Source organism: Leptolyngbya sp. ST-U4 (genome assembly GCF_039962215.1).
GTDB lineage: Bacteria > Cyanobacteriota > Cyanobacteriia > Elainellales > Elainellaceae > Leptolyngbya_A.
In genome coordinates this window covers 1-10886 of the sequence record NZ_JAMPKZ010000063.1, presented here as the reverse complement: position 1 = coordinate 10886, position 10886 = coordinate 1, and the positions used below count along the sequence as shown (strand labels likewise).

At 47.6% G+C, this 10886-nt stretch carries 9 protein-coding genes; 5 read left to right on the top strand and 4 right to left on the bottom strand.

What is annotated here, in order from left to right:
* Positions 1-148 precede the first annotated feature (148 nt).
* Entirely contained in the window at positions 149-625 is a 477-nt protein-coding gene (locus tag NDA02_RS27375) for a hypothetical protein (protein ID WP_348256266.1), read from the bottom strand.
* Between the two features lie 682 nt (positions 626-1307).
* Here NDA02_RS27375 and NDA02_RS27370 point away from each other — a divergent pair.
* The 5 genes from NDA02_RS27370 to NDA02_RS27350 all read left to right on the top strand — a co-directional run bounded on the left by NDA02_RS27370 (position 1308) and on the right by NDA02_RS27350 (position 8341).
* The gene (locus NDA02_RS27370; protein ID WP_190792249.1) at positions 1308-2324 is read left to right on the top strand and encodes a helix-turn-helix domain-containing protein; all 1017 of its coding nucleotides are present in this window, start codon (positions 1308-1310) and stop codon (positions 2322-2324) included.
* A 332-nt stretch (positions 2325-2656) separates the two neighbouring features.
* Positions 2657-4606: a primary-amine oxidase gene (locus NDA02_RS27365; protein ID WP_190792250.1), complete on the top strand. Its 1950-nt coding sequence runs from the start codon at positions 2657-2659 to the stop codon at positions 4604-4606.
* A 478-nt stretch (positions 4607-5084) separates the two neighbouring features.
* Entirely contained in the window at positions 5085-5309 is a 225-nt protein-coding gene (locus NDA02_RS27360; protein ID WP_190792251.1) for a hypothetical protein, read from the top strand.
* A gap of 641 nt (positions 5310-5950) precedes the next feature.
* Positions 5951-6076, top strand: a complete 126-nt coding sequence (locus NDA02_RS27355) for a hypothetical protein (protein WP_277879159.1) — start codon at positions 5951-5953, stop codon at positions 6074-6076.
* Positions 6077-6274: 198 nt separating this feature from the next.
* Positions 6275-8341: a GAF domain-containing protein gene (locus NDA02_RS27350; RefSeq protein ID WP_199296585.1), complete on the top strand. Its 2067-nt coding sequence runs from the start codon at positions 6275-6277 to the stop codon at positions 8339-8341.
* A gap of 114 nt (positions 8342-8455) precedes the next feature.
* Here the strand turns inward: NDA02_RS27350 and NDA02_RS27345 are convergent, their stop codons facing one another.
* The 3 genes from NDA02_RS27345 to NDA02_RS27335 form a co-directional block, all read right to left on the bottom strand.
* Complete coding sequence (locus NDA02_RS27345; protein WP_190792253.1) at positions 8456-8848, bottom strand: ATP-binding protein; 393 nt, start codon at positions 8846-8848, stop codon at positions 8456-8458.
* Positions 8849-10180, bottom strand: a complete 1332-nt coding sequence (locus NDA02_RS27340) for a response regulator (protein WP_348256265.1) — start codon at positions 10178-10180, stop codon at positions 8849-8851. It abuts the gene before it with no gap.
* Between the two features lie 94 nt (positions 10181-10274).
* The gene (locus NDA02_RS27335) at positions 10275-10736 is read right to left on the bottom strand and encodes a response regulator (RefSeq protein WP_348256264.1); all 462 of its coding nucleotides are present in this window, start codon (positions 10734-10736) and stop codon (positions 10275-10277) included.
* Positions 10737-10886 lie beyond the last annotated feature (150 nt).

Genomic DNA, 10886 nt, shown 5'->3' with positions numbered 1-10886 from the left:
TTACACGAGTGCGTAAATCCGTTGAGTAAGCGACAGGCATTTCACCAACTTGATAGATTGTCCACTCGTTAGCTTAATAGAAAAGGGGCTAATTACCTAAAAACTGCTGTAAAGCATGCTAACTAGGCAAAGTTTATTTGGTGAACTACTAGCTATAGCGAGGAATGTTGCCGTGAGCTACGGTCGTTCGTTCAACGCGATACCAGTCAGCCAGGAGTGCCGCATTACTGGAACTTGCAGGAATTAAACGCGCGATCGATTGCTTAACAAGCAGGCTATAGTTTTGAGTGCGGCGTTCCGCCAATGTACCTGGTCGCGGGTGGAAAAATCGATCGCAAGCCCGTTGTTGTGCAGGCTGTAGCCCGGTGCTCCTAGTCGTTCGCCAATGTAACTTGCGAGCAAGGAAACCTAGCTCTGCATAGAGATCGTCGATTTTGCTGCGTAGATGACGGAGTGCTTTTGCCATCGCTTGGGACTTTTCTTCCGCTTGTCGCTCCATCTCTTCCCGATCGATCCGGTCTTCCTCGTCATCTTCATCGACAGCCGGAGTAGATTGCCGCTGTGCCATCATCTGAGCGAGCATTGCCATCATGGGATCGTCAGGGCTGAGCTGTGACAGCAGCATTTCTTGAAGGGGAGCGATAATGGATATTCAAAAAAGACGAACTAAAAGACAAACGATCGCCATAAAACAAAGAAACACAACGGCATTTTTTGCTTTGTATCTGCTGCGTGAATCGATTGAATATCATAGATACTAGTTAAACTCGTAGCAATAACGATGTGCAGTACCCACCAGGGGAATTCATGCAAGACTTAATCACAACTGGGTATGGCAACGAGTGGTTGGGAAATGTCCACAACAGCGGGATAAAAATGCCTCGATGATTGGGGCGATCGGCGAGAAGTATTTTGTGTTCTGCATTGTCCTCGTTTGGCTCCCCCGGCTCGACTGAGGCTCATTTCAGTCGTGATGCCTTTTGTTAAAGAGTGTGATTGAGCAAGAGTCGGAGTCGCCTTGAGGTCTCATGATGGGACTCCAAAAACCGTTCATGCCGCATTACATTAAAAGGCTTCAGTCTCGTTGCCAAGATTCAGTTAATCCATCTTTTCTGATTCATGCAGAAGGTTTATTAATGGTTCACTGTATCTTGGTCAGAGCAAGCATTTTGGGCTAATTGCATTTTATGACAGCGTCGCTTCAATTACCTCAGAAAGTAGTTTGTAACACAAACAACCTGTTGCGGTTTGTTTAACTTGGTTGCTACTGGACTAAATAAACGATTCGCTATTCACGCTCCGCTTTTATGTTGCCTCATCAGCTTCAGAATAAAACCAGAGATCGTCTGTCCGTTGAGAGCGAGGCATTTTCGATTAATTCTCGAATCTCCAGAGATATCGACGAGCAGGCAAACAGCCTTGACGGATGGAACCAAACTTATGAACAGCTTTCTGCCGGAGCGTTTCTAGGTCGTACCGTTGACCTTTGTTTCAATGGCATCCAGCTTTTTCGGGAAACGACCCATCAACATCTGTATCAAACGGGTTCGCCTCGCCCTGGATGTGATGTTTTAGCAGTGCCGATCGCGATGGAAGGGCGGGCTGTGTTTTCGGGTCAGACGGTTGACTGTAATCACTGCATGATTTTACGGGCAGATGACTCGCTGGATTTCTGTTCCCCTCGTTACTGTGATCTTGTGACCATAGTGCTTCCACCAGAACTATTACAGAAATACGTGATACAGGTCGCAGATTTAGATTTGCTCCGGGTTCTTCAGGGAAGCGGGGTGCGATCACCAAATCCGTTTGTGATCAGCGCATGGCGAACATTTCTCCTGAATGTCCTGGATTCAATTTGCACGGCTCCTCATCAGTTACAACATACCAACCTGCGTCATGCTCTCGCACAAGACCTGCTCTGGAACTTGATCACCGTGCTTGAAAGTTTACAGTCTGCTCCACGTCCGCTTGTTTTGACCCCGTCTCGTCGTCAAGTGGTAGAGCGAGCAAAGGCTTATTTTGAAGAGCATATTGAGGAGCCGGTTACAGTCACCGATCTCTGTGTGGCACTGAATGTTAGTCGTAGAACTTTGCAATATAGCTTTCAGGACGTCCTGGATATTAACCCTGTACGGTATCTTAAAGTCATTCGATTAAATCATGCACGGAGGGATCTACGTGCTAATTGTTCTGCTGAAATAACCGTTGGCGATATTGCTGCAAAATGGGGATTTTGGCATCTAGGTCGATTTTCATCAGAGTACCGTCAAATGTTTGGTGAGTTACCGTCAGTGACGTTAAAAAACAGTGCGCTCCGCTACTGAATTTGCTGCTTGTCATCTTTTGCTAGAATTTGCCAATTTTGGATAACGCACATTAGAAAAGTAATTCTAAATTAAGTCAGCATGTTGAGTTGATATTGTTCGCTATCGATTGAGAACAGCTTAATTGGCATTGCTTTTCTAGCATCTCCTACGAATCATGTTCTTGACAGCATCTCCAAAGGATGAGTTGCAAGACTTGGCTCATTTTCCGATGCTCACAGCATTTTGCATTTAATCATGTTCAGCGACTTGCTGTTCAGCAATAAGTTTATTTGAACCCGTCTGCTACAGGAAAGACCATTTAACTGGATTATTGAAGGAGTACTTTGATCATGACTGCTGTTTACAATTCTCCCTCTGCGCGAACTGCTCCTTCTGCGGCTGTTCATCCTCTAGAGCCGTTGAGTGCAGCAGAGATTTTGGCAGCACTCGCCATTCTTAAAGCAGAGAAATCGCTGGGCGATCGGGTTCGGTTTATTTCGACCACGCTGCATGAGCCGTCTAAAAACGTCGTCCTTAGCTTTGAGCTGGGAATGCCGTTTGAGCGAGAAGCCTTCATCATTGTGCTGGATAATGCAACTGGGAACACCTATGAGGCGATCGTGTCTCTTACTGTCCAGTCCGTGGTGTCTTGGATACACATCCCCGATGCACAGCCGCCGATTGCGCTGGACGAATTTTTTGATTGCGAAGCAACCGTTAAAGCGAATCCTGAATTTCAGGCAGCGGTGCGAAAGCGCGGCATTACCGATATGGATTTGGTGTGCGTTGATCCCTGGTCAGCAGGATGGTACGAGGATGACCTCGCAGGCGATCAGGGACGGCGGCTATCGAGGGCACTATGTTGGGTTCGCAATAATCCCACCGATAACCTGTATGCTCACCCCATCGATGGGCTGATTGTGATTGTTGATCTCAATGCAATGGAAGTCGTGCGCGTTGAAGACCATGCCCTGATTCCGGTACCGACTGAGCCGAGCAACTACACCAGTGAGTCTGTGAAAGACCTGCGGACTGATTTGAAACCGCTAGAAATTATTCAGCCTGAGGGTCCGAGCTTCCAAGTCATAGACGGGTACGAGATTCGCTGGCAAAAGTGGCGGATGCGAATTGGTTTTACGCCGCGTGAAGGATTGGTGCTGTACACCGTGGGCTACGAAGACCAGGGTCGGGTGCGTCCCATCCTCTATCGCGCCTCTCTGGTGGAAATGACGGTTCCCTATGGCGACACCAATATTACTCAGTGCCGCAAGAATGCCTTTGATGTTGGAGAATACGGCGTCGGCACCCTGGCAAACTCCCTCAAGCTGGGCTGCGACTGCCTGGGTGAGATTCGCTATTTCGATGCGGTGATGGCAAACACGCGAGGCGAGATCGTGGAGATTAAAAATGCAATCTGTATGCACGAAGAGGACTACGGCATCCTCTGGAAGCATACTGACTGGCGCACCGATCAGGTAGAAGTACGGCGATCGCGTCGCTTAGTTCTCTCTTTCATTGCTACCGTCGGCAACTACGAATATGGCTTCTTCTGGTACTTCTATCAAGACGGCACGATTCAGTACGAAGTGAAGCTAACGGGCATGATGACGACTGGAGCCGTGATGCCGGGAGAAAAGCCCGTTTATGGCACCGAACTGACCCCCCAGCTTTACGCTCCTAACCATCAGCACGTTTTTTGCGTTCGTATGGATATGTCGATCGACGGCATGAATAATTCTGTGTACGAAGTCGATACCGAAGCTGTTCCAATGGATGAAAACAATCCCTATGGCAATGCGTTCTACGCGAAATCTACGCTGTTATCCACCGAGCAGGAAGCACAGCGGCTCATCGATCCCTTTAAGGCACGCTACTGGAAGATTGTGAATCCCTCAGTGCAGAATCGCATGGGCTATCCGGTGGGCTACAAGCTTGTTCACGGCGAGAACGGGCTGCCCTTTGCTCATCCTGAATCCAGCGTAATGCAGCGGGGTGGCTATATGTTGAAGCATTTGTGGGTGACGCCCTACGATTCTGAAGAGCGGTTCCCCGCAGGTAATTATCCCAACCAGCATTCCGGCGGTGAAGGATTGCCGCAATGGACGCAGGCAAATGAATCGCTCGAAGACACCGATCTCGTTCTCTGGTACACCTTCAACCATAACCATATTCCCCGCTGCGAAGATTGGCCCGTAATGCCTGTCTCCTATATTGGCTTTATGCTCAAGCCTGTGAATTTCTTTGATCTCAACCCGTCTAACGACGTCCCTCCCTCGCCTGCAAAGCACAAGTGTCACTAAAACAAATTCATCCTCAAAGACGCTCTGATGGATACTCACGATAAGCTTCCTACCGCCATTGCTACCTCCGATTTACGTTCTGGCTATTTAGCGTTTTCGGAAGTATTCGCTTAATCGATCGCCAATATTGCGCCGAGGGCAACTCCTGCCCTCACTATCGCTCTTCTATTTGCCAGTGCGGGGACGGGACGTGGTTTACCTATGCGATCGCAACGCTGGGGCTGGTGTTTGTCGGCTTAAACATTAATCAATTTGTCCGTCGCTCTGCTTCGCCCGGTTCGCTTTATACGTATATTGCAAAAGGACTGGAACCAACACCGGTGTGATTACGGGCTGGGCATTGATCGCCGCCTATTTGTTTAGAGGGATGACGGTTCTCTGTGGGTTTGCCAATTTTGCCCAAGGGCTGCTGTCCTTAAATTAGCATCATTCCGTCTCCCGTTTTCTGATTGTCTATGGGATCGTTGGCGTTATGATTATGCTCATTCCACTGATTAGCAGCATCGGAATTCCTGGTGAAGCCAGCCTGTTTCCCCTTCCTTCTGCCCCCTTCAATCTCTTTCCTGATCGGTTCTTGCTGTATTTGGCGATCGGGACAGAATGGTTTACTTTCCTGCGGATGCGCTCTCCAAATGTGATCCAGGAAATTCGGGACGATATTGAAGCAATTCATCTTAAATTCAGCGAAATGCCCAAAATCTGACGGGGCGACAAAAAGGGGTTCTGTCGCAAAAAATTTTAGAAGCGCTTGTCCTCGCGAGTGTAACTATCCATCAAATTTCACTGGCTGATTTTGGTTTGCCTGAGCCTTAAAAGGGGACGTTTTCTCGAAGAGGTAATTCGCTGCCAAACTGCTGTATTTGTTTAATTCTGGCAGTCGCCCGATCATCCTCTACCCGATCGGTGCACTCAAGCTGTTCTAAATATTGCTCAACATATTGCTCAACAGAAATCTAGTGCTTTATGAGCCAGTATCCCCCCTTGCAATCGCCTGCTCACCAGGCAATAAATTGGGATAAACCTTCGATCGAGTTTAAAGACTAAACGCTTTACCTAAGCAGAACATTGAACAGATAGCAAGCAATTGGGCTGCAATGGTTCAAAGAACTTGTAGTTGTTACATTGTGCATACATTTCTTTAGGTTTGTTGTTTCTCCGAAAAAATACTTCAATGTAAAATGGTTTTTGTTGATACGCTTACTGAATCTTTACTTTCTTTACTCAAGTTCAAATCTTAAAGATTTTTGCTCATCGAAGATTGAGTATTGTTTCTGTTTTATGCCCTTCGCTGTTTTTCTTTTTGGAAGGTTCTCTATGTCACATTGCCCCTGTTGCTCTAGCCTAATGCTGCGTCAAGTTCAGCGTCATCAAGTGTATTGGTTTTGTCGTCACTGCTGGCAGGAAATGCCATCGATCGAAAAGAAACCTGCCTCTCAGGTAGGCTTGAAACAATTCCTGCCAATTCAGTAGTCTTTAGCGATCAATGCTGAAGGGTGACAATCGGATAAGAATCGCAGTTTTGCATCCTCTTTCAGAAAGTATTGAGTGATGAATTCCCGAATCTGGTCTCTGTGTCGTTTCTCCAAGCAGGCAGTTGTATCTACATCGCTCCACAGTCTAGCTTGTGATTGCTCGGTTACAGCTCCATCACTTCATAAGGGAATTTGCATGACCGTTCATCTGTCGCTAGGACAGCAGTTAGAACACGATCGACTTATCAGCGATATCGCACTCCGAATCCGGCAGTCCCTTGATCTCGACACGATTCTGCAAACGACGGTGGATGAGGTGCGGCAATTTTTGCACACCGATCGCGTGATTATTTTTCGATTTAATCCCGATTGGAGTGGGACAGTAGACGTAGAATCGGTTGGCTCAGATTGGGCTGCCATTCGATCGACTACGATTCACAATTCCTGCTTTTCAGAACAATACATCGAGCCTTTTCGCGCCGGGCTAGTAACTGCCAAAGCCGATATCTACGCGGCTGGACTCACTCCCTGCCATCTGGAGCTGCTGACCCAGTTTCAGGTTCGAGCGAATCTGGTAGTTCCCATTCTGCAACAAGACCACTTGTGGGGGCTGCTGATTGCCCATCATTGCTCGGAACCTCGCCCGTGGCAGAAAATTGAAATTGATTTGCTCAAGCAGCTCGCAGTTCACGTCGGCATCGCGATTCAACAAGCTGAACTGTATCAGCAGCTCGAAACTGAACTGAAAGAGCGCAAAATTGCCGAACAAAAGATTCGTGAACAGGCAGCATTGCTTGATATTTGCACGGATGCGATTACTGTTCAAGATCTGAATCAGCATATTCTGTATTGGAATCGCGCCGCAGAGCAGCTCTATGGCTGGACGGCAAGTGAAGCGATCGGCAGCAGCGTGAAGAATCTGCTCTACAAGTCAGAGAATTATTCCCAGCTTGAAGCGATTCATACAGCGATCGGCCAGCAGGGTGAATGGCAGGGTGAATTGCGACAGACAACTCAATCGGGCAAAGAAATCCTGGTTGAAAGCCGCTGGAACTTGATTCGCGATGAAGCGGGCAGTCCCCAATCAATTCTCGTCGTCAGTACCGACATTACTGAGAAAAAACAGCTTGAAGCTCAATTTCTACGCGCCCAGCGTTTAGAAAGCATCGGTACGCTTGCAAGCGGTATTTCTCATGACCTCAATAATATTCTCACGCCCATTTTGGCAGTGGCTCAACTGCTGCCGCTGAAGTTTCCTGATGCCGATTCAGGCGCACAGCAATTGTTTGACATTCTCGAAGACAGTACCAAGCGCGGTGCTGCCCTGGTTAGGCAAGTATTGTCATTTGCGCGTGGGATAGAAGGAAAACGTACGCCCCTGCAAGTCAAGCACCTGCTGTCGGAGATCAGACAAGTAGCGCAGCAAACTTTTCCGAAATCAATCCAGGTTTCACTCAATCTCGACCCGAAGCTCTGGGTTGTGACTGCTGATCCGACTCAACTGCATCAAGTGTTGATGAATCTTGCGGTTAACGCTCGTGATGCAATGCCTGAAGGCGGCAAACTCAGTTTTACCGCTCAAAATATGGTGATAGACGAACACTATGCACGAATGAACTTGGAAGCGAAAGTTGGACGTTTTGTTGCGATCACGGTGACCGATACGGGAACTGGCATTCCACCAGAGGTCATGGAGCACATCTTTGAGCCGTTTTTTACAACCAAAGAAGACGGGAAAGGAACCGGACTGGGACTTTCTACAGTTAACGGAATTGTCAAGGGTCATGGTGGATTTGTGAGTGTCTACAGTGAAGCCGGACAAGGAACTCAGGTCAGAGTTTATATTCCTGCCTCACCGCAGGTAGAAACTGAACGTGTCGAACCCGAAACGCTTCCTTCTGGACACGGAGAACTGATTTTGGTTGTGGATGATGAACCGTACATTCGCGAAGCTTCTCAAATGACTTTGGAGATGCATGGATATCGAGTTCTAAAAGCTTGCGATGGCATTGACGCGATCGCCCTTTATGCTCAACATAAGGCTGAAATTAGAGGAATTGTGATTGACATGATGATGCCTGCAATGGATGGCGTTACGACAATTCGTACCTTGCAGCGAATGAATCCTGAAGTCAAGATTATTGCCGTGAGTGGATTAGGAGTGAACGATCGCCTTGCCAGAGAAGTAGGAGTGACAGATTTTCTGCTGAAGCCCTATACGGCAGAAGATTTACTGGTTCTCTTAAATCAACGGCTTAAATAAAAGCATTCAAATGCGATCACCGCCAATTTGGTCATCGATGCTTTGTTCAAATCTCTTCTCAACAAATTCTAGAATGCTCAATTTACCTTTACCAGGGTCATATCCTACCTCACATCACTCGACGATTCGCTTTGGTAAACGAACAGTGAATTGTGCTGCTTTCCCGGTTGGACTCACCCATGAGATTTCGCCACCATGCAACTGCGTGCAGGCTTGTACGATCGCCAAATTTAGACTATTAGCCGAAATCGTACCGAAATCGCTGCCGTCACTGTCCTTGCTGCTGTTCCTGACAGATTGAAGCACCTGTTCCCCAGCGGGGAGGTCGGTTCCTTTGTCTTTTACTTCGATCGCAATATGAGTGCTGTTTCCGGTAAGATGCAGTTCGATCTCACTGCCGGAAGGTGAGGATTTGATTGGATTCAGCAGCAGATTAATCAAAATCAACCGCAGGAGCTGCTGATCACCCCAGAAGCCTTTGGTATTGCCTGAGATCTTAAAGGTCAACTATTGGCGATCTTTAAGCCGAGTTTGCTGCTCATCGATCAGATCTGAGATAAATTGCAGTAACTCGAATGGCAGGGGGGAAAATTTGGCTTCGCCCGCTTCAAACTTCTCAAGCAGCAGCAAATCTTCAACGAGCCGAGTCATCTGCCGGGCTTCATCTTCAATGGTTTGCAAAAACTGCTGCTGTTTCGATTCAGTGAGTTTGCTGCTACTGAGTTTCAGGGTTGAGGCGGCTGCCAGAATCACTGCCAGGGGCGATCGATATTCGTGGGAAACGGTTGATACAAGCTGCGATCGAACGGCGTTAAGCTGCTTTTCAGTCGCTAATGCCTCCAGCGTCTCCGTAAGCTGATTGGACTGTTGCAGAGCGATCGCCAATTGATTGACAAAATCCTTGAGGAAACTGACTTCATCAACCTGCCACTGCCGCTGGCTTGAATTCTGGCACGCCACTAGCAAACCCCAAACTGCAAAAGAAGAGCGTTGCGAAGCTAAATTATCAGCAGAAGACGGAAGCAGGATAGGAGCCAGAAGATAAGTTTCTTTTTTACCGCTGCCTGAAATCGCTGTCGAAACTTCAGCAGACTGATTCAAGCAAGTTGTTGAACTTGTCTTGCAACCCAGTGAATAATTTTCAGATAGGAAAGAAACAAACTGTTGAATCGGATCATGAACCCTGCTCAACCCTGTTTCAAACCGTTTGATTAAGGCAGGCAGGAACTCAGTATTGCTTGATTGATGATTGAACCGATGACTAGATGAATGACGGGAAGGATGATTAGACGAAGTAACCTGGTAGATCATGACGCGATCGCATTCCAGGACGCGCTGTACCTGAGTTGCTGCCGTTTCTAAAATCTGATTTGAATCTAGCGATCGATGCAGGCGCAGAGCAACCTCTGCGGTTAAGTGCCGCTCTTGCTGCTGACGCGACTGATTTTTGGAATATGCCTGTTGCAGCACGTTGCGAACCGTGAGCTGCAAAACATCGGGGGCTAAATCTTGCTTGACTAGATAATCCTGAGCACCGCGCTTCATTGCTTGGACTGCAACCTGTTCATCTCCCTGCCCAGTGAGCATAATCACAGGGAGAGGCGTATCTCGCTGCTGGTTGAGTTCGTCTAAAAACTCCAGTCCGGTCATGTCAGGCAGACGGAAATCTAGCAAGATTGCATCACAGTGCTGTTTTTGACAGAGTGCCAGTCCCACTTCTGCCGAGCCTGCTTCAATAAAGCGGTAAGACTGGTTGGGATCACTGGAGAGATATTCCCGGTAAACTTCTCGATCCTCCTGACAGTCATCTGTAATTAAAAGCGTCCAAACATTTGACATAGCAGGATGTAAAAAAGAGTTTAGTTATCCTAAGGCTGCCACAGATCTAAAAATTACAGCAAAAACTTGGAAGGTTTGATACATATCGTAGAGTTTATTTTCCCTCGTATCCGTTTACTGGCGGAGTATTCGCCTGCAGCCAGTAGTCCACAAATGCCTGAACCGTACGCTCTAGCTCATCTGAGTCAACAGGTTTGATCAAATAACCGTTCGCTCCGTTCTGATAGCAGAATTCGATGTCTTTGGGATTTGAAGAAGTGGTAAAGACGACGATCGGAATCTCTTTAACGCTCTGATCCTGCTTTAGCTGTTCCAGCACTTCACGACCGTCTGTGCCGGGTAGGTTCAGGTCGAGCAAAATCACTGAGGGGCGCTGTATATTGCGCTGCTTTCCATTTGCTCTATCCTGGTAAACAAAATCTAAAACTTTATCTCCATTGGTGCAGCGATGAATCGGATTCTGCACCTTCATCTGCTGCATCAGCAGTTCCAGTATCTCAAAATCCTCGTCACTGTCTTCGGCAATCAGCAAAGGGTTGAAGGATTGAGCTGCCATTTTGTATTACTAAGCACCGATGCTCCATCAAGCATACTATAGCTTTACGCGATTAGGTTAGAACGCTAGGCTAGGGGAAAACCAGCGTCTAGAAGTGCCTATGCCTTCCCCTTATGGTGACGACCTGCGTCGCAAAGCAATTAATGCCGT

Bases quoted from the DNA above. Each gene is read 5' to 3' on its own strand.
- NDA02_RS27335 (WP_348256264.1), bottom strand. From the start codon at position 10,736: ATGGCAGCTCAATCCTTCAACCCTTTGCTGATTGCCGAAGACAGTGAC.
- NDA02_RS27350 (WP_199296585.1), top strand. From the start codon at position 6,275: ATGACCGTTCATCTGTCGCTAGGACAGCAGTTAGAACACGATCGACTT.
- NDA02_RS27365 (WP_190792250.1), top strand. From the start codon at position 2,657: ATGACTGCTGTTTACAATTCTCCCTCTGCGCGAACTGCTCCTTCTGCG.
- NDA02_RS27355 (WP_277879159.1), top strand. From the start codon at position 5,951: ATGCTGCGTCAAGTTCAGCGTCATCAAGTGTATTGGTTTTGTCGTCAC.
- NDA02_RS27370 (WP_190792249.1), top strand. From the start codon at position 1,308: ATGTTGCCTCATCAGCTTCAGAATAAAACCAGAGATCGTCTGTCCGTT.
- NDA02_RS27340 (WP_348256265.1), bottom strand. From the start codon at position 10,180: ATGTCAAATGTTTGGACGCTTTTAATTACAGATGACTGTCAGGAGGAT.
- NDA02_RS27360 (WP_190792251.1), top strand. From the start codon at position 5,085: ATGCTCATTCCACTGATTAGCAGCATCGGAATTCCTGGTGAAGCCAGC.
- NDA02_RS27375 (WP_348256266.1), bottom strand. From the start codon at position 625: ATGCTGCTGTCACAGCTCAGCCCTGACGATCCCATGATGGCAATGCTC.